Below are 25392 nucleotides of genomic sequence, written 5' to 3'. Positions count from 1 at the left end.
CTACGGTCGCGGAAGCGGGGGCAGCGCCGTCCGGTCGAGCCACGGCGCGAAGACGTCGTCGAGGTCGCGCCCGGCGATACGGGCGGCCAGAGCGCGGAACTCGTCGGTGGTCGCGAGGGCGTGCCGGTAGGTCTCGACCCACTCATGCAGAACGCGCGAGAAGACGGCGTCACCGACGGCGCATCGCAGGGCATACAGGGTGAGAGCACCGCGCTTGTAGACGCGGTCGTCGAACATCAGGTCGGGCCCGGGGTCGGAGAGGACGAGATCTTGCGGCAGCGCGCGCAGGCGCGCGTGATGCTTCGCCGCCTTCTCGGCCACCGTCGCAGCCCCGGAACGCTCGAACCACAGCCACTCGGCGAAGCACGCGAAGCCCTCATTGAGCCAGATGTCCGACCAGCTGCTCAAACCGACGCTGTTGCCGAACCACTGGTGAGCGAGCTCGTGGGCGATCAGCCGTTGCTCGTCCGGGACGAGGTGGTTGCTGCCGAAAACGGCGAGCCCCTGCGCTTCGAGAGGGATCTCGAGCTCGTCCGGCGTCACGACGAGTGTGCACGCCTCCTGCGGGTAGGCGCCGAACGACTCCTCGAACAGAGCGAGCATGGCCGGGACGTCGGCGAAGGCCCGCGCCACCTCACGGCGGAGGGTCGCGGGGGCGAAGACCCGGACGCCGTCGGCGCCGTCGAGGGCGCTCTGCTCGTACGGGCCGACGTGCACGGCGACCAGATAGGTCGCCACCGGCACGGCGGACGCCGAGGTCACCGTGGTGCGTCCGCCGGCCGTCGACATTCCGGTGGGGCGACCGGTGAGGACCGGGAGATACCCGGCATCCGTCGTCACCGACAGCTGCATCGGCGCGCGCGCGTCCGGGCGGTCGTTGCACGGGAACCAGGTGGGCGCGCCGGTCGGCTGCGACGCGACGAGCGCGCCGTCCTCGAGCTCCTCCCAGCCGATCGTGCCCCAGCGGGACCGGCGCGGTGCCGGCGCGCCGGCGTAGACGATCTCGATCGAGAACCGCTCCCCCGGCTGCATGCGATGCGGGAGGGTGATGCGCAGCTTGCGCGGTCCCTGCGAGAAGCGGGTGCGCCGGTCTCCGTCGACGCGCACCTTCGTCGCACGCAGGCCCACGAGATCGACGCTCACGGCCGACACCGCAGTCGCCGCCACGGCGTTGATCGTCGTTCGCCCCTCGAGACGATTGGTGCGCACGCGATAGTCGATCTCCACGTCGTAGGAGTCGACGTCGAACGACGGGTCGCCGCTCTCGGGCGCGTACGGGTCGTGCCCGCTCACGAGGTCGACTGGTAGGCGCGCACCTTGACCGCGTGCCAGGGTCCGATGGGGTTTCCGCTCCAGCGCGAGCCGACGGGCACCGTCTCGCCGCGCATCACCAGGGATGCGGGTCCCACGGTCGCATGCGCGCCGATGCTGGCCGCCGGCAGGATGACACTGTGGGGCCCGAGGGTGGCCCCGGCCTCGAGTTCGACGGTGTCCATGCTCATGATTCGATCATGGAACAGGTGCGTCTGCACAACGCATCCCCGGTTGACCGTCGACCCGTCGCCCAGGGTGACGAGGTCAGGCTCCGGCAACCAGTAGCTGTCGCACCAGACGCCGCGCCCGATGGTCGAGCCCAGCGACCGCAGCCAGACCGCGAGGGCCGGCGTCCCGGCGGCGGCGCGCGCGAACCAGGGAGCTGCGACCATCTCGGTGAAGGTGTCGGACACCTCGGTGCGCCAGACGAAGCTCGACCACAGCGGCTGCTCGCCGGCACGGATGGGGCCGACGATCAGCCACTTCGCCGCTGTCGAGACCCCGGCGGCGACGGCGCCCGCGGCCAGCATGACGATCCCCGACAGCAGGATCGCACCGCCGAGACCGACGGCGTCGATCAGCGCTGCCAGGGCGAAGACGACGAGCACGCCCAACGCACAGGTGACGACGACCGGCACGACGCGTCCCAGCTCCCACAGCGCGCGAGCGACGCGCAGGCGCGCCGGCGGCTGATACGTGCGCGTCTCGTCGCCCTCGGCGGTGCGTCGCCGAAGGCGTACGGCGGGCGAGCCCAGCCAGGATGAGCCCGGTTTGGCCTTCGCCGGCGCAGCCGAGAGCACCGCGACCAGCCCGTCCCGGGGGACGCGGTGTCCGGGCGCGGCCATGCCGGAGTTGCCGAGGAAGGCGCGCTTGCCGATGCGCACCGGGCCGAGGCGCATCCAGCCGCCGTGCAGCTCGTACGACGCGACCATGGTGTCGTCGGCGAGGAACGCACCGTCTTCGATGCGCGTCAGCGACGGGAGTAGCAGCACGGTGGAGGCTTCGACATCGCGGCCGACCTGCGCGCCGAGCAGGCGCAGCCATGCGGGCGTGAACAGGCTCGAGTACAGCGGGAACAGGATCGTTCGCGCCGAGTCCAGCAGGCGCTCGATCGTCCATGCCTGCCAGCCGACGCGGCTGCGTACCGGGTGCACGCCCTCGTTCAGCCCGATCGACAGCACGCGAACCGTCACGACGACGACACCGGCGAAGACGACACCCGCGACCAGCACACCGGGAACAAGCCACACCAGCGCCCCGCCCAGCGCCTCGAGGAGCGACGCCGCACCCTGGATGCCGCGGGCGACGACAAGCGCGCCCGCAGCGAACGCCACCAGCGGCAGGAGTGCCAGAGCGATCGCGGAGGCGGCGTATGCCCAGAGCCAGCGGGTGGGAGCGGGGGCCCGCTCGACGGGCCACTGCGCGGATGTGCCACCCACGCGCACCGCGGGAGAGCCCGCCCACGTCTGGTCGGCTCGCACCCGTCCGAACACCGCCGACCCGGGTGCGATCTCGGCGCGGCGGCCGATCCGGGTGCCGGGAGCGAGCGTGCTGCGCGAACCCACGGTGGCGCCGGCGCCGATGCGGATGGCACCGATGCGCACGACGTCACCATCGATCCAGTACCCCGACAGATCGACCTCGGGCTCGATGGCGGCGCCGTCTCCGATCTCGAGCATCCCGGTGATGGGCGGCAGGGCGTGCAGGTCGACGCCCGTGCCGATGCGCGCCCCGAGGGCGCGGGCGTAATAGCTCACCCACGGCGCTCCGGCGAGGCCCACGGCATCCACCTGGTCGGCGATCTGCTCAGCCAGCCACAACCGGATATGCACCCAACCGCCGCGCGGATAGTCGCCCGGTCGCACGCCGCGCAACAGCAGTCGGGCACATGCCGCCGCGATCGCCATGCGTCCGAACGGCGTTGCGAACACGAGCAGCCCGACCACGACGATGACGAGCGGCGCTTCGGGCAAGACGTCGAAGCCGGGAAAGAGCCGCAAGACGGCCGAGGCGATGAGCAGGTAGAGCATCCAGCGGATGCCGGAGAGGATGAACAGCGGCGCGCCGAGCAACGTCTGCGCCCACTGGGCCCGCCGCGGCGTCGGTTCGGGGCGGTGGAAGCCGGCAGCGGCATCCTCCTGCAGACCGGTGCCGAGGGCTTTGGCCATCGCCCCCAGCCGGGGCACGTCGTAGATGTCGGCGACGGAGAACTCGGGCACGCGCGTGCGGATGCGTGACACCAGCTGCGCCGCGGCCAACGATCCGCCGCCGAGGTCGAAGAAGTCAGCCTTGCGATCGATGACCGGCATGCCGAGCACGGCCTGCCACTGCTGGGCCAGCCACGCCTCCCCCGGCGAGAGATCGGATGCCGGAAGCTCCACGTTCGGCAACGGCCAGGGCAGGGCCGCACGGTCGACCTTGCCCGACGTGCGCACGGGCAGGTCGTCGACGACGGCCAGCAGCGGCACCATGGGAGCCGGCAGCCGCGCGGCCAGATCCGCCCGCGCCGCGAGACGATCGAAATCCGCAGGCGCCGCGAGGTAGCCGACGAGCACGGGCACCCCGGCCTCGGTGGTGCGAACGGCCGCCGCGGCGCCGGTGACGCCCGGCAGGTCCTGCAGAGCGGCCTCGACCTCGCCGAGCTCGATACGTCGCCCGCCGACCTTCACCTGGTCGTCGGCGCGGCCCTGGAACACGAGCCCCTCCGGCTCGAAGCGGACGAGGTCGCCGGAACGGTAGGCACGGTCCCAGCCGAGCGTCGGGAACGGGGCGTACTTCTCGGCATCCTTCGCGGGATCGAGGTAACGTGCCAGCCCCACACCGCCGATGATCAGCTCGCCGACGCCCCCCTCGCCGACCGGCTGCCCGTCACCGTCGACCACCGCGAGCAGCCACCCGTCCAGCGGCAGGCCGATGCGAACCGGCGCCGACCCGTCGAGCGGGGCGGCGCATGCCACGACCGTCGCCTCGGTCGGACCGTACGTGTTCCACACCTCGCGCCCCTCGGCGACGAGCCGCGCCGCGAGCTCGGGCGGGCAGGCCTCGCCGCCGAAGATGAGCAGGCGCACGTTCTCGATGGATTCCGCCGGCCACATCGCGGCCAGCGTGGGCACCGTGGACACGACAGTGATGCTCTGGCGCAGCAACCACGGGGCGAGATCCTCGCCGGAGCGCACCAGCGACCGCGGCGCCGGAACCAGACATGCACCGTGACGCCACGCGAGCCACATCTCCTCGCATGAGGCGTCGAAGGCCACGGACAGTCCGGCGAGCACGCGGTCGTCGGGTCCCAGCGGCGCATGGGGAACGAACAGGCGAGCCTCGGCATCCACGAAGGCGGCCGCCGCGCGGTGGGTGACCGCAACGCCCTTGGGCACGCCCGTGGAGCCGGACGTGAAGATGATCCAGGCGTCGTCGTCGACGTTCGGCGGCGGCACCGCCACGACCGCCTGTGTCGCGGGGTGAGGCGCCTCACCGTCGAAGAGATCATTCGCCACGGCGGCTTCTTCGGATGCCGGGGCGTACGTGCCCGTGCCGGTGATGACGCCGCGCACGGCAGCCTCTCCGAAGACCAGCCGCGCACGCTCGTCGGGGTCGTCCGCGTCGACGGGCACGTACGCTGCACCGGCGGCGAGGACGCCGAGGATCGCGATGTACAGCTCTTTCGAACCCGACGGCATCCGCACCCCGACGCGATCGCCGCGTCGAACGCCCGCTTCATGCAGGCGCGCCGCGGTCGCGCCCACCCGCGCCAGCATCTCGCGATAGCTCAGGGCGCCCGAACCGTCGTCGATCGCGGAGGCTTCGGGAAACGCGCGCGCCGTGGCACGCAACACGTCCAACAGCGTGCGGGCCGGGGCCGCGGCCTCCGCGCGACCGAGGAGCGCCCGGGGTGAATCGTCCACGTCAGGAGAGCAGTTCGATCAGCTGCGCCTTCGTCAGGCGTGAGTAGCCCGTTCGTCCGGCGGAGCGCGCGCGTTCGCGCAGCTGCACGACGGTGAGGGCGCTCAGGTCCGCGTCGTCATCCGTGGGCTGCGGCGCGCCCGTGTCCGCGGGGGCGGCGAGCTCGGCGGCGAGCGCCTCATCGGCCGCATGCGCGTCGAGCTCGGCGCGCGCGGCAGCGGCCTCCGCGCGGCGTGCGGCCTTCTTGAGCGCCTTCGCCTCGGCTGCCTCCGCCGCTGCGCGCGCAGCGGAACTCTCCGCCTCCTGGGCCGCACGGCGCGCCTCGGCACGCAGCCGCGCCTTGCGATCCGCGGCGGCGACGGCCTTGGCGACCGCTCGTTCGAGCCGCTGGAGCGCCCGCTCCGCCTGACGGGTGACCTTCCGGGGCTTGCGGCGCAGCTTCTTCTTCGATACGTCGGCGGCGTCACGCGCCTCGTCGATGTACTCCTCGAGGCCGGCGGCCAGCTTCTTCGGAAGGTTCTTCGCCGTCTTGGCCGCCGTCTTGGCCGCCGCGGAAGCGTCGGTGATGGCGCTGCGCGCGGCGCGTTCGCTCTTGCTCGTCGTACCCATGGCCGACATCGTAGGGGTGTCATGTGAACCAACGGCGAACCGTTGCCGCCGCGCCGCACGCGATCGCTCGAGATCGTTAACCTCTCGTTCACCTCTGCACCGCCGGCCGGTAAGAGTGGCTGTCTAGCGTCGGGGCGTGCCCTGCACCGGGCCCGCATTTCCCACACAACGTGAAGGATTCACAGTGAAGCTCACCCGTATCTCCCAGCTGGGCGCCATCGCGGCCGTCGCCGCCCTCGCCCTCACGGGCTGCGCGTCGTCCGGCAGCAACACGCCGGCCGAGAGCGCGAGCCCGACCGCCACCAGCTCGGATGTCGCCTTCCAGATCGACCCCAGCCTCAGCGGCACCATCACCGCCGGCGGATCCAGCGCGCAGTCCAACGCCCAGCAGGCATGGACGACCGCGTACAACGCGACCGCCAAGAACGTGAAGATCAACTACGACAAGTCGCAGGGCTCCGGCGGCGGCGTGACCAACTTCCTGAGCGGCGCCTACGACTTCGCCGGTTCGGACTCGCCCCTCAACGCCGACCAGACGGCGCAGTCGAAGGCGCTGTGCACCGAGGGCGGCATCAACATCCCGATCTACCTCGACGGTGTCGCGATCATCTTCAACATCCCGGGTGTCACCTCGCTGAAGCTCAGCGGTGAGACGATCGCCAAGATCTTCGCCCTGCAGATCACCGACTGGTCCGACCCGGCCATCACCAAGGACAACGGCACGGCTCTGCCCGCCGGCGCGATCACCACGGTCGCCCGTTCGGACGGCTCCGGCACGACCCAGAACTTCACCAACTACCTCGCCGCGACCCAGTCGTCGGTGTGGACCTTCCCGGCGGGCAAGGACTGGCCGGTTCAGGGCAACGTCTCCAAGCAGAAGGGCGGCTCGGGCGTCGTCGAGGCCGTCAAGGCGGGCTCGGGCACCATCGGCTACGCCGACCACTCCGCGATCGGTTCGCTCAACGCGGCCTCGATCGTCACCAACGGCAACGCCGTCGCCTTCAGCGGCGAGGCCGTCTCGAAGACCTTCGACGTGGCCGCAGTCGACGCCTCCAACGGTGTCGCCGGTGACCTGTCGAAGAAGTTCGACTACACCAAGCTGACCGCTGACGCCTACCCGATCCCGCTGGTCTCCTACGCGGTCGTCTGCTCGACCTTCAAGGACGCCAAGCAGGCTGAGCTCGTGAAGTCGTACCTCGGCTTCGTCACCAGCTCGCTCGGCCAGTCGGTCGCCGAGAAGAACGCCGGCTCCGCGCCGCTGCCGGAGTCCGTCCTCGCCGCCGCCGCGAAGACGCTCTCCGCAATCAAGTAACACCTCGTCCCGGTCCGGTCTGCGCGGCTACGCTGCGCAGACCGGACCTGGCTGAGCAGGCTCGTCGATCCGCGATCGACGGTCCTGCTGAGTCGGACACACACCCGGACTCTGCGATCCCGACCCGAGGAGAACACATGACCCTGCCCGACCCGGGGGCTCGTCGTGGCTGACGTCAAGACCGCACCCGTGCACAAGCCGGCATCCAACATCGTCGGTAAGCGGCGCGCCGGCGACTCGGTGTTCCTGGGTCTGTCGACCACGGCCGCCGTGTCGATCATGATCATCCTCGCGGGCGTCGCGATCTTCCTCATCCTCAAGGGGCTTCCGGCCATCACGGCCAACTGGTCGCAGGGCGACCTTGCCGGATACCAGAACTCCAACTGGTCGAGCTTCTGGGACTATGTCGCACCGCTGCTGTGGGGAAGCATCTGGGCGGCGCTGATCGCCATGGTCCTCGGCACGCCTGTCGCGATCGGCATCGCCCTGTTCATCTCGCACTACGCGCCGCGACGCATCGCCGGCTTCCTCGGCTACATCATCGATCTGCTGGCCGCCGTGCCCTCCATCGTCTTCGGCCTCTGGGGCATCATCGTGATGCGCCCGCTGCTGCTGCCGCTTGCCGACTTCCTCAACCAGTACTTCGGCTGGATCCCGCTGTTCCAAGGACCGGTGTCGAGCACCGGCTCGACGATGCTCGCCGGTGGCGTGGTCCTGGCCGTGATGATCCTGCCGATCGTGACATCGATCACTCGCGAGATCTTCCTGCAGACGCCGCGTCTGCACGAGGAAGCAGCCCTCGCTCTCGGTGCGACGCGCTGGGAGATGGTGCGCCTGGCGGTGCTCCCCTACGCCCGCAGCGGCATGGTTTCGGCGACGCTGCTCGGCCTCGGCCGTGCATTGGGCGAGACGATGGCGATCGCCCTGATCGTCTCGCCGAGCCTCATCTTCTCGGTGGCTCTGCTCACCGACGGCTACAACTCGCAGACGATCGCCGCGAACATCGCGCTCAACTTCCCGATCGCCACCGACCTGCAGCGCTCCGCACTGATCGGCACCGGTCTGATGCTGTTCGTCGTCTCCCTCGCCGTGAACATGCTGGCCCGCTACATCATCGCGGCCACAGGTCCCGGCGCGAAGGGCCGCAAGAGAGGAAAGCGCTCGTGAGCGAGCTCACCACCCCCGTGGCCACGTCGTCCACGCCGCCCCTGTCGCTCACCAGCGGTCAGCTGCCGCGGTTCATCGAGCCCATCGTCCTCGTCGTCTCGCTCGCCGTCATCGCCGCCCTCCAGCTCGTGCTCGGCGGCTTCAACGTCGCCACCTGGCTCATCCTCAGCGCGATCGTCTACCTGATCGCCATCGGCGTCTTCTCCGCGATCGTCGAAGGCAGGCGCAAGTCGACCGACCGCGTCGTGCGCGGCCTGGTCACCGTGGCCTTCGTCCTGGCCGTGGCGCCGCTCATCTCGACGCTGTGGACCGTGTTCTCCAAGGGCATGGGCGTCATGTCGTGGGACTTCATCACCAAGGTGGGCGGGACGGCGTTCGACCCCAACACCCTGGCCGTCGTCTCGACCCCCGGTGCGCTGCAGGCCATCGTCGGAACGCTGATCATCACGGGGATCGCGGCGCTGATCTCGGTGCCGATCGGCATCCTCGCGGCGGTCTACCTCGTCGAGTACGCGCAGCCGAAGAACCCTCTGCGGCGCACGATCACGTTCCTCGTCGACGTGATGACGGGCATTCCCTCGATCGTCGCCGGTCTGTTCGCCTTCTCGCTCTTCGCCCTGATCGTCGGCCCCAAGGCGTTCAGCGGCTTCTCGGCATCCATTGCCCTGTCGGTGCTCATGATCCCGATCGTGATCCGCTCCACCGAGGAGATGCTGCGCCTGGTGCCGGCCGACCTCCGGGAGGCGTCGTTCGCTCTCGGGGTGCCGCGCTCGATCACGATCATCAAGGTCGTGCTGCGTACCGCTGCCAGCGGCATCATCACCGGCGTCGTCCTCGCCGTGGCCCGTGTCATCGGCGAGACCGCGCCGATCTTCATCGCCGCGAGCTTCACCGACAACTTCAACTCCGACCCGTTCAACGGTGCGATGCAGACCCTGCCGGTCATGGCCTACACGGCCTACAGTTTCCCGGGGCAGGACATCGACGCCTCTCAGGCCCAGGCCTGGGGCGCGGCGCTGCTGCTGGTCATCCTCGTCGTCATCTTCAACCTGATCGCCCGGATCGTCGCGATGGTCTTCGCGCCGAAGGCACGCTAAGCAAGGAAGGCCCCTGTGTCCAAGCGCATCGAAGTCGAAAACCTCAACGTCTACTACGGCGATTTCCTCGCCGTGGAGGGCGTCTCCATGGACATCGAGCCCCGCGCCGTGACGGCGTTCATCGGGCCGTCCGGCTGCGGAAAGTCCACGTTCCTCCGCACGCTCAACCGCATGCACGAGGTCATCCCGGGCGCCCACGTCGAGGGCAAGGTCCTCGTCGACGGCGACGACCTCTACGGCGCCGGTGTCGACCCGGTGCTGGTGCGTCGCCACGTGGGCATGGTGTTCCAGCGCCCCAACCCGTTCCCGACGATGTCGATCAAGGAGAACGTGCTGGCGGGCGTCAAGCTCAACAACAAGCGCATCTCCAAGAGCGACGCCGACGCCCTCGTCGAGCGCTCGCTGCAGGGCGCGAACCTGTGGAACGAGGTCAAGGACCGTCTCGACAAGCCCGGTGCGGGCCTGTCGGGCGGCCAGCAGCAGCGCCTGTGCATCGCGCGCGCGATCGCGGTCTCCCCCGACGTGCTGCTGATGGACGAGCCGTGCTCGGCCCTGGACCCGATCTCGACCTTCGCGATCGAGGAGCTCATCCAGGAGCTGAAGACCGACTACACGATCGTCATCGTCACCCACAACATGCAGCAGGCCTCGCGTGTGTCCGACAAGACGGCGTTCTTCAACATCGCCGGTACCGGCAAGCCCGGCAAGCTCATCGAGTACGACAACACCGACACCATCTTCACGGCCCCGTCCGTGCAGGCGACCGAGGACTACGTCTCCGGCCGCTTCGGCTGATCCCCCCTTCCCCGCGGAGACGCCTTGCAGTTCGGCATCCGTCCCTCCGGGGGGGGGATGCGGCGGACGCGGCCCGAGGGCCGCAGTCAGTCGCGCGGGCTGAGGAGGTAGTCGTTCATGGATGCCGTGAGCGCGGCATCCATCTCGAGCTCGCGCTCGTCGATCGCCGTGATCGGAGCGGCGAGGCGCACGCTGGAGACCAGCCATGCCGCATCGGCCGTGTGCAGTTCGGAGACGGGAATCGTCTCGTAGGCGGTCTCGAACCCTCGCACCTCGAGGTGTTCGAACAGACTCAGCTGCGTGGTCCCGTGCAGGATGCCGGCGTTCGGCGCCGGCGTGACGAAGGTGGTGCCGCGGCGCAGGATCAGCGAGGCGGTCGGCGCTTCGAGCACGAAGGCGTCGCTCGTCGTGAAGATCGCGTCGTCCGCGCCGCGGCGGTGCGCCTCGCGCAGAGCCGCCATGTTCACGGCGTACGACAGCGTCTTCGCCCCCAGCAGCAGCCACGGCGCTCGGGCGGGCGTGTCGAGCGCATACCCGCGATCGAGGGTCACCACGCGGATGCCGCGCGTGCGTGCGGCCGAGAAATCAGCGGCCGGCGCCGCAGTCACCCACGCGGTGGGCGTCGGACCGTGCTCGATGCCCCGACTCAGGATGAGCTTGATGACCGCCTCGCCTGCGCCGCACGCGGCGGCGGCCAGGGCGACCGCCTGACGCCACTGCTCGAGGTGGGGATGCGGCAGGTCGCACAGCCCCGCCGAATGCGCGAGACGCGACAGGTGGGCTTCGACCTCCTGGGCGTGACCGTCGACGACGCCGATCGATTCGAAGATGCCGTCGCCGCGCTGCGTGCTGAGCTCGCCGACCGTCAGTGCCGGAGCGGCCGGGTCGACTTCGGTGAACGTCGCCGCGAAATCGTTGCGGGAATCACCGCTGTCGGCGGGGTCGATCATCAGCGCGAAGTGCCAGGCCATGACCCGAGCCTAGACCGCGGGAATAGCCCGAAGGGACGGTCCGTTACACTGGAACAGCCGGGCCGCAGTAACCCCGGGCTCCATCTTTCGCCGCTCCGAGCGGCCTCGCGCCGAGAGGCGTTCTGCGGCCCGGCACTTCTCTGCCCGGCCGCACTCGCGCTCCGTTTCGACTCGTCGCTGCGCTCCTCGCTCAACGACCCGGTGAGGCGCCCGCCCCCGGCCGCTGCGCTCGTCGCTCAACGACCGGAGCCGTGCGACCGTCCCGGTCGTTGAGCGAGCGCAGCGAGTCGAAACGCCCCGCACCCCGCGCCACGCCGCGCCCGGTCAGGTCAGCGCGTCGCGCCGCCACAGCCCGGCGCACGCCGTGAGATCGCCCGCGTAGGTGTCCAGGCGCAGCGCCCGGGTGGTGAACGTACTCGCGCGCTGCGGTTCGGTCTCGTCGTAGTCGTCGGCAAGATCGGCGGCGCCGGCGGCCTCCACGCGGCAGAACGAGGCCGCGCGGTCGAGCGCGACGGCGAAGTCGCCGGTGAAAACCCCGCGCAAGATCTCATCGACGAGGGTCATCAGCTCTTCCGGCCCTGCGGGTGTCGGAGCTCCCGCGACGACGTCGTCGACCGAGCGCAGCACTGCTCTCCCCCGCTCGTAGAGGAGGGCGGCGGTTGCGGCGTCATCGCGCACCATCAGCTGCAGCAGGTAAAGGCGCCACAGCGTGCCCGGAAGCGACTTCGCCGGCGAGTGCGACCACAGCTCCGCGACCGTCTCGAGACCGTGGGCGTCGGTGAATGTGATGAGCCGCTCAACGATGGCGTCCGTGGGCTCATCCCGCACCCGCGTGATCAGAGCGGATGCCGTCGCGTGCGCGATCCGCGACACGTCGGCCGGATCGGTGGAGCCGAAGCGACGGTCGAACGTGTCGGCGGGACGGTGGACGGGACGGTGGTAGTCCCGGGGCTCGTCGCTCATCCTTCCAGGCTACCGGCGGCCGACGCGGCGGGCTCAGGCGTTGGTCGGGATGGCGATGATGGGCTTCGTCGTCGGGTTGCCGTCGGGAGAGCCGCCGGCCTGCTCGATCGTCACGGCGATCGTGTCGCCGGGCTGCATCTGACCGCTGAGTTCAGCCGTCGCCGCCGAGCCGGAGGCGTCGAAGGTTCCTGCCGCGATCGGCTGGCTGCCGCGCACGAACCATAGCTCGAAAGTGCGATCGCTCGGAAGCTCGGGCAAGCCATCGGCGACAAGCACCACCTTGCCGACGCTGGACGACCAGTGGGCCGTGGCTTCGCCGCCCTGGAAGCTCACCTGAGCCGACGAGGCGTCGGGCGCCGACTGGATCTGCTCCAGTGCGGTCACGGCAGCCGGTGTGCGCCACAGGTTCGTCACCGCTCCCGTGCCCCATCCGATGCCGACGAGCAGGGCGACCGAGGCGACCAGCGCGAACAGGCCCCGCGTCCAGTTCCGACGCTGCACCGCCTGGACCACCTCTGTCGGCGGAGCAACCGCATCGGCCTCGGAGTGGTTCTCGTCTGTATCGGCGGATGCCGCGGCATCCGCCTCGGGCGACGGCGCCTCGGCGTCGATCGCGCGCATCAGCCGTGAGCGGAGGTCGAGCGGCGGAGCGACGGGCGGAATGCCGTCGGCCAACGCGTCGACGGTGGCGGCGTCGAGGCGGGCAATCTCATCCCACTCGGCGTGTGCGGCCAGGGCAGCCCGATAGGCGCGCTCGTCGTCGATCGACAACGCGTTCAGCGCGTGTCCTGCCGAGAGTTCGGCGAACTCGTCGGCTCCGATGTCTCGGCTCTCGCGGTCGTTCATGACGTCACCCCCATCTCCTGCCTCAGGCGCGACAAGCCGTCGCGCATCCTTGTTTTGATCGTCCCCAGGGGCGATCCCACCAGTGCGGCGATCTCGCTCTGAGAATATCCCCCGACGTATGACAGCAGCAGTGCTTCGCGCTGTGCATCCGGGAGCGCGTCCATCGCCCGGGCGACGCGCCTGCTTTCAATACGTAGGGCGACCTGGTCGTCGACGCTGTCCTGGCCGCTGTTCAGTTCGCGCAGACCCGCCTTCTCGTCGCGCTCCGTGCTGGCGCGGGTGGAACGCACCCGATCGACGGCGCGACGATGGGCGATGGTGAGGACCCAGGACCGTCCCTGACCTTTGTTCGGAGCGAAGCCCGAAGCGGATTGCCAGACCTCGAGAAACACGTCCTGAAGCACTTCTTCGCTGAGCGCCCGGTTGACCAGCACCCTCAGGATGAGTCCGAACGCGCGCGGCGCGAGCATGTCGTAGAGCTGTCCGAACGCGGCACGGTCGCCGGCGGCGATGCGCACCAGAAGCTCCCCGGCGTGATCGCGTGCCGGCGAATCCTCGGGTACGTCCACACCGTCGATGACCATCTCTCTCAGCATGCCGTATCACCGTCCTTATGTCGTGCAGCCCGCGCGCGGGTGGCGCGGAAACCCGTCGTCTGCTAAGCGCGCTGGTCCCCGCAGCGGGTGCGGACCCGCGAGCCCCTCGCCGGCCTCTGAACGTGGTTCGGGGACGGCGAAGGATCGGATTGATCTCGGAGCAGATAGGACGGATCCGAACTTTCTCCCATCCGATATCTCTCGGGCTCCGAAGGACCTGTCGAGACCGCACCACGCGGCTCGGCAGGACTAACCATTCCGCTCACATGGAGGACATCATGCTCAGCAAGACGAAGAAGATCACTGCCGCTCTGACGCTCACCCTCGCCGGCGCTTTCGCCCTGTCGGCATGTTCGATGGGTTCGTCGTCGACCTCGGCGACTACGCCCCCCGCGATGAGCGAAGAGACGCAGGCGATGACGCCGTCCCCGACCACCATGGACCCCGCCGCCAACCTCGTCGGCCCGGGTTGCGCCGCCTACGCCGAGGCCGTTCCGTCCGGCGCCGGCTCGGTCGAGGGCATGTCGCAGGCGCCGGTCGCCACGGCCGCCTCGAACAACCCGCTGCTGAAGACGCTCGTCGCCGCGGTGAGCGGCCAGCTGAACCCCGACGTCAACCTCGTCGACACGCTCAACGGCAGCCAGTTCACCGTCTTCGCGCCGGTCGATGACGCGTTCGCGAAGATCGACGCCGCCACGATCGACTCGCTGAAGACCGACAGCGCCGCGCTGACCAAGATCCTCACCTACCACGTGGTCCCCGGCCAGCTCTCGCCGTCGGAGATCGTCGGCACCCACAAGACCGTTGAGGGCGGCGACGTCACCGTCACCGGCTCGGGCGACAAGCTGATGGTCAACGGCGCCAACGTCATCTGCGGTGGCGTTCAGACCGCCAACGCCACGGTGTACCTGATCGACTCGGTGCTCATGCCCACCAACTGATCGTTTCGATCACCCCCGGTCGAGGCCGCCGGCGCGCTGCGCGCCGGCGGCCTCGTCGCGTCGGGCGCGCGGCGGCAGACGGTACGCTGGATGCAACAGGGGCCTCTAGCTCAGTCGGTAGAGCATCGGACTTTTAATCCGCGGGTCGTGGGTTCGAGCCCCACGGGGCCCACCAGTCAGGCACGGGGATCGCGTGGCAGACGGGTTCCGGCCGGTGGAGAAATCCCGGCGGGAACCCGTCTGCGTGCCGCATATCTATCCTCCGATTCGGAGATCCTTCTCGATCCAGGTGCCCACGGCCCCGCGCACCGTAGCGTCCTGTTCTAAATCGATGGACTTGTAGATCATGCCCACCAGATCGGTGGGCAGCTTGGCGATGGAACCGTCCTTCAGCAGTGCGCATCGGCGACCGGTCATCACCATCGCGCCCACTTCGATGAGCAGATTGTGGTTGACTCCGCGTTCGACCCGGTCCTCGAACAGCGCGATCCCATACTTGCTCGCCCACATGTGACCCGTGATGTTCGTCCAGAGGTCGTCCGTGATAGCGCGGTCAGAGGCCAGATGAAATTCAAGGCCGCGTGCCTGGCATTCCTCGCGGATCGCTGCCAGTGCGCGACCCACCGGATCCTTCGTTCCGGCCTTCGCGTCGGGAAATCGGGTCATTCCGAAGACGTTCGTTTCGAAGGGGTGATCAGCGAGGAATGACCGGAGCGGTTCGACGAGAGCCGGAGGCGCCAGGCTTACCGGGACGAGGGAGAGCAGGGCGTGGCCGAGCTCTGGTGCACCGCTCTCCGCCGCTTCCGCGATTAACGCGGTGAAGTCCAGACTGCTGAGGTGATCCCCAACGGACTTCTTCCCCATGGGTGTGAGCTTGTACACGCCGCGTGCGGACCCCTTCGCGAGGTGCTTCTTCGTGACCAGCGATGAGATGACATTCCCAATCTTGGCCGGGGCGGGAAGACCGAGTTCGAAGAACAGTCTGTTCACGTCGGACGGCACCACGAGACCGTCAGGGTTTCGCGACGCCGACAGCTGTGCCAACACCAATGTCTGGGTCTGGAGGCTCAATCCCTGCAGCCGGAGTGCGATCCCCTCGTCGCTCATACTGACTCAGGCAGACCGTTGAAGTACTTCTCGCCGAACGAGGTCACGCTGTACGTCCCACGCGCCGCGGCAAGCCGCTCCAACCAGCCCTCCGAAGCGGCCGACCCCAGGTCGCGGTTGATGTTCGCGGGGATCTTCCTTCCCGAGTTTCGCCAGTAGCTCTTCGCGGTGTCGGCGTCGATCTCATTCGCGCCATCGAACTTCTTTGCCCACACAGCGATTGCCAGCGCAATAACTGCATTTCCCCGAGGGAGCTGCTTGCTGTCGAGGAACACGGGCAGCGGAACTCGCTCTACCTCGTCTGTTCCCGCACCGGTCGCAGTCTCGGCAGCGGGCGGCGGTGCGCTGGCACTCGTAGTGGCGGTGCGCACTTCCTCCTCCGTCCCGTCGCCGGACACGTCGGTTGCCGACGGGACCCGCAGCAGCGACTGGAACTGCTCGAAGGCCTTCAACACGTCGGCGCTCTCGCCAGCCGCAGAGAAGTTCGCACGACCAACCGCAACTTCGAGGGTGAACTTGTTGCCTGAGTAGGACGGCGAGGCGTCCTCGGTATCTGTATTCATACACATGACGGTACAGCGCTACATCCGCAAGTCTGTCTGTGTTCGCTCACAGCTGAATCATCCGGATTAGCTGGCTAAAACCTTTACAGGTTTCTGTACAAATACCATTTCCGAACGCTAATAGTCACGTGTAGTCGTACTTGTAGGCACGGCCAGGCTCCCACGTTCCTATCGCTCGGCTGCGAACCGCTCGAACCGCGCGATGTGCTGCGCGTAGTCCGTCGGGTAGAGGTGCGAGTAGATCGTGTCCGTGGTGACGACGCTCGCGTGGCCGAGCCAGCGGCTCACCTGGTAGGGCGGGAATCCCGCGGCGAGCCACAGGCTGGCCGCGGTGTGGCGAAGGTCGTGGACGCGGATCGCAGGTAGCTCGGCGCGGGCGAGTGCAGGCTTGAAGTAGTTCCGGCGGAAGCTCGCGAGGTCCCAAACCCGCCCATAGTCCACGCGGTGCGATCCCGGCGTGCGGCCGGGCCAGAACAAGGCGTCAGGGTTCCCGGAGCGCGGATGCTGCATCTTGTGCGCCTTGAAGTCGGCGATCAGACGACGATCGAGCAGGGGCACGTCACGGGACGAGCGCCGCGACTTCGGCGTTCCAAACACCCACTCCCCCTTGATGTGCTGTGCGGTCTGCCGCACCGACACGTGGCCGGCGGCGAGGTCGATGTCGCGCACACGTAGCCCAGCGACCTCTCCCGCCCGGAGGCCGGTGTACGCCATGAACCGCACCAGCACGTCGTACGGCTGGAAGAACGCGAGTTGCGCCGCGGCGGCCTCCACCTGCGCGTAGGTCAACGCGGCGAGCGCGCCCTCGTCCACGTCGTGCGCCCTCGGCAACTCGATGCCGTCGCAGGGGTTGAAGGCAATCTGCCGATCCCAGAGCGCGTGCTTCATGACCTTGCGCAGAGCGACGTAGCAGTGGTGCACGGTCGCCGGGGCGAGACCTTTGCCCGAGAGCTTGTTGATCCAGGCTTGCACGTCGGCACGGGTGACGGACGTGATGCGGCGCGAGCCGAACTCGGGGATGATCCGCGCCGAATACATGAGCTCGTAGCTGTGGAAGGTGCGCGGCTTCAGCCGGGGCTTCGCGGCCTCCATCGACGCGGCTATCACCTGCGTGACCGCGCGGTGTTCTTGACGAGAGAGCGAGTCGTGTCCCCGGCGTCTTTCGCTGCCTCTACCTTCAGCGCGAACCGCTCTGCCTCACGCTTGACGGTGAAGGTGCGCTGCATCTTGCGGTCGCCGTCGCGCCAGTGGACTTCATAGGCGCTGCCGTTGGGGCGCCTTCTTGCGGGCGACCTCTCTGACGTGGGCCATGTCATCGCTCCTTGCTGATGTCGATGGGCGCGGCGGGATGGAAGGGGCCGTGGGGCCAGGCCGGTTCGTGGGTCGCCTGCCAGGTGAAGCGGCACCAGAATGTGACTTCGCCGTGGTGCTGGTTCGCGCGGATCACGACGGCGGGGTGCTCGTCGCTCTCCATGAGCACGTGGCCGGGTCGGACGGAGTCCGCTCGGATGCGCTCGGTGCGGGGGTTGAGCTTCGGCGTGGTCACGCGCTCACCGTCTCTCGCTTGGCCGTCGCGTAGGCACGGCGGACGGTGGACTCGTGCCAGTCGGCGAGGCCGGTCGGCGACAGCACGCCCTCCTGGGCGAGTTCGCGGGCGATGCGGCCGTAGCTGGCCCCGGCGTCGCGGGAGAGCACGATGCGCCGCAGCACACCAGCAGGGATGGCCGTCCGGCGTCCATTGTCGAGGCCGCGTGCCTTGCGGGCGGCGAGTGCTTCCTTGGTCCGCGACGAGATCAGGTCGCGCTCCAACTCCGCGAATGTCGCCAGCATGTTCGCCATCGCCCTGCCGCCCGGTGTCGTCAGGTCGAGCGCGTTGTCGAGTACGACGAGCGCCCAGTCCCGACGGATCGCGTCGTCGATGATCGCGGACGCATGCCGCACGGATCGAGCGAGTCGGTCGAGCTTCGAAACGATCAACCCGTCCGCTTGGCGCGCATCGAGCAGGTCGAGCGCATGGCGGAGTTCGGGGTTGACGTGCTTGCCCGAGCGTCCAAGGTCGGACACGATCTCGACGGTCCAGCCGCGCCGGTCGCACTCGGTGAGGATCGCCTCGGTTTGTGCCTCGACGCCGAGGCCCGACCGCTCTTGCTCATCGGTCGAGACTCGGACATATCCGATCATGTGGTTGGTCATTTCTGCTCCTGGTCGTTGAGGCGGAAGGCGGGGACGGACGTATCCGCCCGAGACGAAAGGGAACCTCGCCCGCTGAGTCCGCCGCTACTCCCGGCTGGCGGCGGCACTCAAAGTGGACGTCAGCACGTTCTTCTGAAAACCCGGCGGAATCCCGTCCGACCACGCCTGCCATGGCCGACCGAAGCTGTACGGAGGCGGACCAACTTCCGCGTCATTCCGGGGCCGAACGACTCAGAGCGGACTCCCCTGGGCGACTCTGATTCGCTGAGGAGAGCCGCTCCTGGCCCTCTTTTAATCCGCGGGTCGTGGGTTCGAGCCTCACGGGGCCCACCACGGTATCCATCGCCCGACTACCCTCGGAACGTGGATGATCGAACTCCAGACATCGATGCCGGGACGGTGCTCGACGACCGTTACCGCGTCGACGCGCTCATCGGCACCGGCGGTATGTCCCGCGTCTACGCGGCCCGCGACCTGGTGCTCGGCCGCACCGTCGCGATCAAGATCATCACGGCGACGGACGACGACCTCGATGCCGGCCAGCGGGTGCGCGCAGAGACCGCCGCGCTGGCCGCGCTCACCCACCCCCACCTGGTCGTTCTGCACGACGCACGCCTGAGCGGCCCCGGCCCGCGCTACCTCGTGATGGAACGCATCGACGGCCCGTCTCTGTCGGCGCGGCTGGCGGAAGGTCCGATGACGGATGCCGAGGTCACCCACATCGCCGGCGAACTCGCCGACGCGCTGAGCGCGGTGCACGCCGCCGGCATCGTCCACCGCGACATCAAACCGTCGAACATCCTGCTCGCTCCGAGCATGGCGCCTGCCCGGCCGCCGCGGGCGAAGCTCGCCGACTTCGGCATCGCACACCTGCTCGGCTCCGATCGCATCACCCAGCCCGGCTCCCTCATCGGCACAGCGGCGTACCTGGCCCCCGAGGTCGCGCTCGGGAACGCGCCCGCCCCGGCATCCGACGTCTACGCGCTCGGGCTCGTCCTCCTCGAAGCGCTGACCGGGACGCGTGCCTTCCCCTCTGCTCAGGGCGCCGCGCAGCTGCTCGCCCGACTTGCGCAGGATCCCGCGATTCCCGATCATCTGTCTCCGCTCTGGGCGGAGCTTCTGCGGGCCATGCTCAGCCGCGACCCGGCTGCACGCCCGAGCGCCGCGGCCATCTCCGACACGCTCGCCGCTCCCCCGCGCGAGACCAGCAACGACGCGACCCGTGTTCTCGCCGCGCCGCAGCCGCCCACCGAGCCGGCAGCCGTCGCGGCGGCACGGTTCGATCGCGCGGCAGCGACCGAGCGACCGTGGTGGCGACGGACGGGTGTCCTCGTCGGCGGGGGCGCGGCGGTGATTGCGATCGTCGTCGCGCTGGCGGCGTGGTCGGGACTGTCCGGTGCACCGACCGTCGATCCCTCACCGACGGGAGTCGTGGACACGACCCCCACGCCCGCCGCGACCGATGCGAACACCGTCTCGAACCCTGAGAAGGCGCCCGCGACCCCCGCGGCCCCTAAGGACAACGGAAACGGCAAAGGCGGCCCCGGCGGCAACAACGGCGGTGGCAAGGGCGGCGGACCGGGCAAGGGCGGCGGCTGAGCGCCGCCTGCCCTGGTCCGATGCCGTGATCAGCTGCCCTGGACGGTGAAGGACACGGCCTGCACGATCTCTCCGATGACCCACACGATGAGCGAGATCGAGGCGATGAAGCCGACGACCGTCGCCGCGATCCAGGTCCACAGCGGCGCCCAGCCGCCGGCGACGGTGCGACGGCGCAGCACCACGGCGCGGCCGATCATGTAGACCGCGGATCCGAGGCCGAGCAGCACGAAGAACGACCACGCCCAGCCGAAGGGGGCGACGACGCCGCGGCGTTTCAGCTCGCGCCAGTCGAGCCAGCTGAACACGACGAACGCGGCGTAGAACACCCACCCGATCAGGGAGATGCCCAACGTGCGCGCCTCCCACGACATCAGCTCCGCCGGCACGCCGGACAGTCCCGACGAGGCTTCGCGCGACATCGCCACGACGGCTGCGATGTAGCCGTTCCAGTCGATGAGGAAGACCGACAGGATCGGCAGGACGGATGCCGCGACGGCCAACCACACCCAGACCGTACTGGTCGGAACGTCGACGACGGGCGGGGTGGCCCCCGGGCCGGCGTAGGCGGGTGCGGCAGGATAGGCCGCCGAGCCGCCCATCGCCGGCGCGGCCTGCGGGTAGGACGTCGGCGGCCCGACGGGCGCAGCAGGGGTGACGGGTGCGACAGGGGTGGTCGGCGCTCCGGGCGTCGGCGCGTACTCGCCGAACCGCGGCGCCGGCGCGGTCTGGGCGGTCCACTGCGACCCGTCCCACCAGCGGCGCGCCGTGGGGTCTGCGGGGTCCGGGTACCAACCGGCGGGGGCGCTCACGCTGCCGCTCCGACCAGCTCGGCGCCCGCGTGGGCGAGCTCGGCGAGCGCGGCGTCGGAGGTCTCCGGCGCGACCCCCGCGACCAGGTCGGTGAGCACGCGCACGTGAAGCCCGTGTTCGATCGCGTCGAGCGCCGAGGCGCGCACGCAGTAGTCGGTGGCGAGCCCCGCGACATCGACCTCCGTCACGCCGTGGGCGCTCAGCAGCGCCGACACCTTCTCACCGGCATCCGTGGTTCCTTCGAACAGCGAGTAGGCAGGCATGCCCTGTCCTTTCTTCACGTGGTGGGTCACGGCATCCGTGACCAGTTCGGCGTCGTAGTCAGCGCCCGGTGTGTCTGCCACGCAGTGCACCGGCCACGTGTCGACGAAGTCGGGCTCCGCATCGGTCGCGAAGTGACCGCCGTTGTCGGTGTGGCCCTCGTGCCAGTCCCGCGAGGCGATGACGACCTCGTACTCGCTCCCGTGAGCGGACAGGTATGCCGTCAGCCCGCGCGCGACCGCGTCGCCACCGGAGACGGCGAGCGCCCCGCCCTCCGTGAAGTCGTTCTGGACGTCGACGATGAACAGTGCTCTGGTCATACCACCGAGGCTAACCCTTCGACGCCGCTGCGGTCAGCGCCGCCCGTTCACAACTCCCGCGCGTCGTTCCGGTTCGACCGCCGCGAGCGGCGTGTCGCGACCGCCTCCGACGGAATGGAGGAGTTCGGAACCGCGTCGACGTCGGCCCGCGCGAGGCGCGAGGGCCACCAGATGCGCCGCCCGAGGTCGTAGGTCGCCGCCGGCACGAGCAGCGACCGCACCACGAAGGTGTCGAGCAGCACGCCGAAGGCGACGATGAACGCCAGCTGGGCGAGGAAGAGGATCGGGATCACACCGAGTGCGGCGAACGTCGCGGCCAGCACGAGCCCGGCAGAGGTGATGACGCCGCCGGTCGCGACGAGTCCGCGCAGGATGCCGGGGCGTGTGCCGTGCCGTTTCGACTCCTCCCGCACGCGCGACATCAGGAAGATGTTGTAATCGACGCCCAGAGCCACGAGGAAGACGAAGCCGTACAGCGGCACCGCCGGATCGGCTCCCGGAAAGTGGAACAGGTTGTCGAAGACCAACGCGCTGACTCCGAGCGCGGCACCGAACGACAGGATCACGCTCAGGATCAGGATGACCGGGGCGACGATCGCTCGCAGCAGCAGCATGAGGATGACGAGGATGACAGCCAGGATCACCGGGATGATGAGAGTGCGGTCGCGGATCGACGTGTCGTTCGTGTCGAGATCGATCGCGGTCGGTCCGCCGACGCGTGCGATATCGGCACCGAGCTCGCTCGTGAACGTCGTCCGCAGGTTGCGTACGGTCTGCTCCGCGGCCAGCGAGTCTGCCTCGTCCGACAGCGTCGCGACCAACAGCACGTCGCCGTCGACCACCGTCGGCTGCGGCGGCGTCGCGCTCGGCGGACCGGCCAGCGTGTACACCGCCGTACCGTCCTGCACCGAGACGCCGATCTGACCCGAGACGGTGTCTTTGGCGGTCGCTGCGACGGACTCGATGCCGGGCGCCTTCTCGAGCACGGTGACGGCATCCGCAACCCGGTCCTGGGGCACGACGATGTACGCGGGGCTCCCCGATCCCGCGGCGAAGTGCTGCGCGAGCACGTCCTGCCCGTCGCGGGCCTGCGAGGCTCCCAGCACCAGGTCGCTCTGCGGCACGCCATCGGCCTTCAGCTGCAGCACGCCGACGGATGCCGCGAGCAGCACGACCGTCGAGACGATCCATACCGGCCGCGCATGGCGCGCGACCAGACGGGCCTGCCGACCCCAGAACCCGCGAACGGGAGCGCTCGGGTCGGTGACGAGACGCTCGGCGTTGTCGCCCGGGTCGCCGTCGGCGCCCTTCGGGATGAAGGGCCAGAACGCCACGCGCCCGAAGATCGCGAGAAGCGCGGGCAGGAAGGTGAGAGCGGACAGCACCGCGAAGGCGATGCCGATCGAGGCGATCGGTCCGAGCGCCCGGTTGCTGGCGAGGTCGCTCAGCAGCAGGCACAGCAGGCCGGCGATGACGGTACCGCCGGACGCGATGATCGGCTCGAAGGCGCCGCGCCAGGCCATGACCGCGGCATCCCAGCGTCGCGCACCCGTGCCGATCGCTTCGCGGAAACGTGCGGTGTAGAGCAGCGCGTAGTCCGTGGCGGCGCCGATCACGAGGATGAAGAGGATGCCTTGGACCTGACCGTTGAGCACGAAGATGCCGGCCTTGGCCAGCCACCACACCGTCAGCAGCGCGACGCACAGCGCGAACGTCGAGGTCAGCAGCACGAGGATCGGCAGCAGCGGCGATCGGTAGACGATGACGAGGATGATGAACACGGCGCCGAGTGCGACGGCAAGCAGGATCCCGTCGATGCCCAGGAAGCCAGCCACCAGATCGGCGGTGAAGCCGGCGGGCCCGGTCACCCACGCCTCCAGGCCCGTCGGGAGGTTCTTCTCGATGCTCTCGCGGACGGCCGTGACCGTCTCACCGACGTCGCCCGACGTCGAGATCGGCACGAAGAACTGCACCGCCTCGCCGTCGTCGGACGGGATCGCCGGCGAGACCTGCTCGACGCCCTCGACGTCGGAGATCGTGGCGGCGAGTTCGGTGATCTGGGTGAGCTGGGCGGCGCTCAGCGCTCCCTCACCAGTGACGACCACCACGGCCGGGATGCTGTCGCCGCCGGTGAACTGCGAGAGCCGCTCCTGCACCTGCGTCGACTCCGCCGACGACGGCAGGAACGAGGACTGATCGTTGGTGGCGACTTCGTCGATCTTGCCGAAGTACGGGCCGCCGATCGAGCCGCCCACCAGCCAGATGAGGACGAGCAGAACGGGGATGCCGATACGCAGCCAGCGGGTGGGGGTGTCGGTGCGACGAGTCATGTCGCTAGCTTATCTAGTAATAAGTCCCGCATGCCAGCTCTGTGTCGCGCGCGCGGGCGCCCGCTCATCCGCGGACGAAGTAGAGCACCCATCCCGCGACGAGACTGACCACCCCCAACGCGAGCATCCCCACCGCCGACCACGTCAGTGTGCGCAGTCCGGCGGGGCGCCGCTGCAGGCGCACGCGCCCCTGCCAGCCGTGGCGGTACCAGATGAACGCCGCGTCCGCGTCGCCGATGACCACGGCGTCGGCCGGGGACAGCGGCGCACTGTTGGCGTCGCCGTCTGCGTCGAACCAGCGGACGACGGGATCACCGCCGTCGCGGTCGATGATGGCCTCCGCCGGCAACCAGGTGCCGTCGGCCGCCCACGCGATCACGACGGCGATCGCGAGGAGGAGGAAGCCGCCGAAACCGACCCAGGTGAAGATCTCGATCAGCGCGTCGATCGCGTGATCCATCGGTCTCCCCGAAGTCGGTGAAGAAGTGGAGCCGCCTAAGGGAATCGAACCCTTGACCTATTCATTACGAGTGAATCGCTCTGCCGTCTGAGCTAAGGCGGCGCAAGGAGCCGGAGCGCCATGCACGATCACCGATCTTACAGGGTCCGGAGCCCGGTCGCGAACCACGACGGCGACCGCCTCACCCGCGCGGTGTCGCCGTGTTACGGAGCGATTCCACGACCTCGGTCGACTGTGCCTACCGTCGATCAGGCACCGCGACGAGGCGAGCGCGGGGAGCCGAGAGATCCCGCGCGACGCGGTGCCCCGATCCACAAGGAGCACCACCATGTCCCGAAAGTCCCTGGCCGCGATCCTGGCCGTTCCCCTTGCCCTTCTTCTGAGCGCCTGCGCATCCGGCGCCGCCCCCGCGGAGGGCACCGGCGGCGCGCAGGACCCCGTCCGCATCGGTGTCGTCGGCGCGGGCGACCCGTATTGGCAGACCTACAAGGATGCTGCGGCCGCCGAAGGGATCAACGTCGAGATCGTGAACTTCGACGCCTACGACCAGCCCAACCCCGCCCTGTCTGCGGGCGAGCTCGACCTCAACCAGTTCCAGCACATCATCTACCTCGCGACCTACAACGTGAAGGCAGGTGACGATCTGGTTCCGGTCGGTGCGACCGCGATCTACCCGCTGGGCCTGTACTCGACGAAGTACAAGAGCGTCGCGGACATCCCGAACGGTGGCACGATCGCCGTCCCCAACGACGAGTCCAACCAGGCACGCGCCCTGCTCGTGCTGCAGTCGGCCGGCTTGATCTCGCTCAAGGGCGGCGGATCGATCTTCTCGACCGTGGCCGACATCGAGCCCGGCTCCACGGTGAAGGTCGAGGCCGTGGCCGCCGACTTCACGGCATCCTCTCTTCCCGACTTCGCCGGCGCCGTGGTCAACAACGACTTCGTCGCAAAGTCCGGGCTCACCAAGGATCAGTTGCTCGCACAGGATGACCCCGCCGACCCGGCGGCCTTCCCGTACATCAACGTCTTCGCCGCGAAGGCCAAGGACGCCGACAACCCGACGTATCAGAAGCTGGTGAAGATCTACCAGGAGACGGCATCGGTGCAGCAAGGGGTGCTCGACGCATCCGGCGGCAGCGCCGTGCTGCTGAAGACGCCGGTCGCCGACCTCGTCAGCTCGCTGAACAAGACCGAGGACGACATCCGCGCCCAGCAGTGACCGCCGCGCATGCG

General features: G+C 69.1%; 23 protein-coding genes and 2 tRNA genes. 8 read left to right on the top strand and 17 right to left on the bottom strand.

Going from position 1 to position 25392, the window contains the following annotated elements:
* The 3 genes from PP359_RS13240 to PP359_RS13230 are packed head-to-tail and all read right to left on the bottom strand — an operon-like array spanning window position 1 to window position 5826.
* Window positions 1-1293 (bottom strand): M1 family metallopeptidase, encoded by a 1293-nt coding sequence (locus PP359_RS13240; RefSeq protein ID WP_499250794.1) that lies wholly within the window; start codon window positions 1291-1293, stop codon window positions 1-3.
* Window positions 1290-5219, bottom strand: a complete 3930-nt coding sequence (locus PP359_RS13235; RefSeq protein WP_499250793.1) for a Pls/PosA family non-ribosomal peptide synthetase — start codon at window positions 5217-5219, stop codon at window positions 1290-1292. The genes PP359_RS13240 and PP359_RS13235 overlap by 4 nt, the downstream gene beginning before the upstream one ends.
* A gap of 1 nt (window position 5220) precedes the next feature.
* The gene (locus PP359_RS13230; protein ID WP_239498556.1) at window positions 5221-5826 is read right to left on the bottom strand and encodes a Rho termination factor N-terminal domain-containing protein; all 606 of its coding nucleotides are present in this window, start codon (window positions 5824-5826) and stop codon (window positions 5221-5223) included.
* A gap of 184 nt (window positions 5827-6010) precedes the next feature.
* Here PP359_RS13230 and PP359_RS13225 point away from each other — a divergent pair, with 184 nt between their 5' ends.
* The 4 genes from PP359_RS13225 to pstB all read left to right on the top strand — a co-directional run bounded on the left by PP359_RS13225 (window position 6011) and on the right by pstB (window position 10197).
* Window positions 6011-7138 carry a phosphate ABC transporter substrate-binding protein PstS gene (locus PP359_RS13225; RefSeq protein ID WP_112930946.1) on the top strand — a complete coding sequence of 376 codons (1128 nt, stop codon included), beginning with the start codon at window positions 6011-6013 and terminating at the stop codon, window positions 7136-7138.
* Between the two features lie 165 nt (window positions 7139-7303).
* Window positions 7304-8305: a phosphate ABC transporter permease subunit PstC gene (gene pstC, locus PP359_RS13220; RefSeq protein ID WP_112930945.1), complete on the top strand. Its 1002-nt coding sequence runs from the start codon at window positions 7304-7306 to the stop codon at window positions 8303-8305.
* On the top strand, window positions 8302-9402 hold the full coding sequence (gene pstA / locus PP359_RS13215; RefSeq protein WP_112930944.1) for a phosphate ABC transporter permease PstA: 1101 nt from the start codon (window positions 8302-8304) through the stop codon (window positions 9400-9402). Before pstC ends, pstA begins: the two co-directional genes overlap by 4 nt.
* A 15-nt stretch (window positions 9403-9417) precedes the next feature.
* Complete coding sequence (pstB, locus tag PP359_RS13210) at window positions 9418-10197, top strand: phosphate ABC transporter ATP-binding protein PstB (protein ID WP_039411779.1); 780 nt, start codon at window positions 9418-9420, stop codon at window positions 10195-10197.
* 86 nt (window positions 10198-10283) lie between these two features.
* Here pstB and PP359_RS13205 read toward each other — a convergent pair whose 3' ends face one another.
* The 4 genes from PP359_RS13205 to sigK form a co-directional block, all read right to left on the bottom strand.
* Window positions 10284-11168, bottom strand: coding sequence for an aminodeoxychorismate lyase (locus PP359_RS13205; protein WP_499250792.1), 885 nt, complete (start codon window positions 11166-11168; stop codon window positions 10284-10286).
* A gap of 324 nt (window positions 11169-11492) precedes the next feature.
* On the bottom strand, window positions 11493-12131 hold the full coding sequence (locus PP359_RS13200; RefSeq protein ID WP_039411775.1) for a hypothetical protein: 639 nt from the start codon (window positions 12129-12131) through the stop codon (window positions 11493-11495).
* A 33-nt stretch (window positions 12132-12164) separates the two neighbouring features.
* Window positions 12165-12977: an anti-sigma factor gene (locus PP359_RS13195; RefSeq protein ID WP_499250791.1), complete on the bottom strand. Its 813-nt coding sequence runs from the start codon at window positions 12975-12977 to the stop codon at window positions 12165-12167.
* Entirely contained in the window at window positions 12974-13561 is a 588-nt protein-coding gene (gene sigK, locus PP359_RS13190) for an ECF RNA polymerase sigma factor SigK (RefSeq protein ID WP_499250790.1), read from the bottom strand. Before sigK ends, PP359_RS13195 begins: the two co-directional genes overlap by 4 nt.
* 278 nt (window positions 13562-13839) lie before the next feature.
* Here sigK and PP359_RS13185 point away from each other — a divergent pair, with 278 nt between their 5' ends.
* Together PP359_RS13185 and PP359_RS13180 are read left to right on the top strand one after the other, a co-directional pair.
* The gene (locus PP359_RS13185; RefSeq protein ID WP_499250789.1) at window positions 13840-14514 is read left to right on the top strand and encodes a fasciclin domain-containing protein; all 675 of its coding nucleotides are present in this window, start codon (window positions 13840-13842) and stop codon (window positions 14512-14514) included.
* A 99-nt stretch (window positions 14515-14613) separates the two neighbouring features.
* Window positions 14614-14689 (top strand) — tRNA-Lys (locus PP359_RS13180).
* A gap of 80 nt (window positions 14690-14769) precedes the next feature.
* On the opposite strand, the gene PP359_RS13175 is transcribed toward PP359_RS13180, so the two are convergent.
* The 5 genes from PP359_RS13175 to PP359_RS13155 all read right to left on the bottom strand — a co-directional run bounded on the left by PP359_RS13175 (window position 14770) and on the right by PP359_RS13155 (window position 18377).
* Window positions 14770-15621 carry a hypothetical protein gene (locus tag PP359_RS13175; RefSeq protein WP_499250788.1) on the bottom strand — a complete coding sequence of 284 codons (852 nt, stop codon included), beginning with the start codon at window positions 15619-15621 and terminating at the stop codon, window positions 14770-14772.
* Window positions 15618-16184, bottom strand: a complete 567-nt coding sequence (locus PP359_RS13170) for a hypothetical protein (RefSeq protein ID WP_499250787.1) — start codon at window positions 16182-16184, stop codon at window positions 15618-15620. Before PP359_RS13170 ends, PP359_RS13175 begins: the two co-directional genes overlap by 4 nt.
* Before the next feature lie 168 nt (window positions 16185-16352).
* Window positions 16353-17276, bottom strand: a complete 924-nt coding sequence (locus PP359_RS13165) for a tyrosine-type recombinase/integrase (RefSeq protein ID WP_499250786.1) — start codon at window positions 17274-17276, stop codon at window positions 16353-16355.
* 220 nt (window positions 17277-17496) lie between these two features.
* Window positions 17497-17730, bottom strand: a complete 234-nt coding sequence (locus PP359_RS13160) for a hypothetical protein (protein WP_499250785.1) — start codon at window positions 17728-17730, stop codon at window positions 17497-17499.
* Window positions 17727-18377, bottom strand: a complete 651-nt coding sequence (locus PP359_RS13155) for a recombinase family protein (RefSeq protein ID WP_499250784.1) — start codon at window positions 18375-18377, stop codon at window positions 17727-17729. Before PP359_RS13155 ends, PP359_RS13160 begins: the two co-directional genes overlap by 4 nt.
* Window positions 18378-18740: 363 nt before the next feature.
* On the opposite strand from PP359_RS13155, the gene PP359_RS13150 reads away from it, so the two are divergent.
* The gene (locus PP359_RS13150) at window positions 18741-19976 is read left to right on the top strand and encodes a serine/threonine-protein kinase (protein WP_499250783.1); all 1236 of its coding nucleotides are present in this window, start codon (window positions 18741-18743) and stop codon (window positions 19974-19976) included.
* Window positions 19977-20005: 29 nt separating this feature from the next.
* Here PP359_RS13150 and PP359_RS13145 read toward each other — a convergent pair whose 3' ends face one another.
* From PP359_RS13145 to PP359_RS13125, 5 genes are all read right to left on the bottom strand, one after another.
* The gene (locus tag PP359_RS13145) at window positions 20006-20788 is read right to left on the bottom strand and encodes a DUF2510 domain-containing protein (RefSeq protein WP_499250782.1); all 783 of its coding nucleotides are present in this window, start codon (window positions 20786-20788) and stop codon (window positions 20006-20008) included.
* Window positions 20785-21369: an isochorismatase family protein gene (locus PP359_RS13140; RefSeq protein ID WP_378792017.1), complete on the bottom strand. Its 585-nt coding sequence runs from the start codon at window positions 21367-21369 to the stop codon at window positions 20785-20787. Before PP359_RS13140 ends, PP359_RS13145 begins: the two co-directional genes overlap by 4 nt.
* A 47-nt stretch (window positions 21370-21416) precedes the next feature.
* Entirely contained in the window at window positions 21417-23699 is a 2283-nt protein-coding gene (locus PP359_RS13135) for an MMPL family transporter (protein ID WP_499250781.1), read from the bottom strand.
* Window positions 23700-23763: 64 nt separating this feature from the next.
* The gene (locus PP359_RS13130; RefSeq protein WP_347417549.1) at window positions 23764-24159 is read right to left on the bottom strand and encodes a hypothetical protein; all 396 of its coding nucleotides are present in this window, start codon (window positions 24157-24159) and stop codon (window positions 23764-23766) included.
* A 26-nt stretch (window positions 24160-24185) separates the two neighbouring features.
* Window positions 24186-24261, bottom strand: a tRNA-Thr gene (locus PP359_RS13125).
* Between the two features lie 226 nt (window positions 24262-24487).
* Here PP359_RS13125 and PP359_RS13120 point away from each other — a divergent pair.
* Entirely contained in the window at window positions 24488-25378 is an 891-nt protein-coding gene (locus PP359_RS13120; RefSeq protein ID WP_433718749.1) for a MetQ/NlpA family ABC transporter substrate-binding protein, read from the top strand.
* The last annotated feature ends 14 nt before the right edge of the window (window positions 25379-25392 follow it).

The organism is Sphingomonas sp. BLCC-B65 (assembly GCF_028550675.1).
Classification (GTDB): domain Bacteria; phylum Actinomycetota; class Actinomycetes; order Actinomycetales; family Microbacteriaceae; genus Microbacterium.
This window is presented reverse-complemented; position numbering and strand designations above follow the sequence as displayed.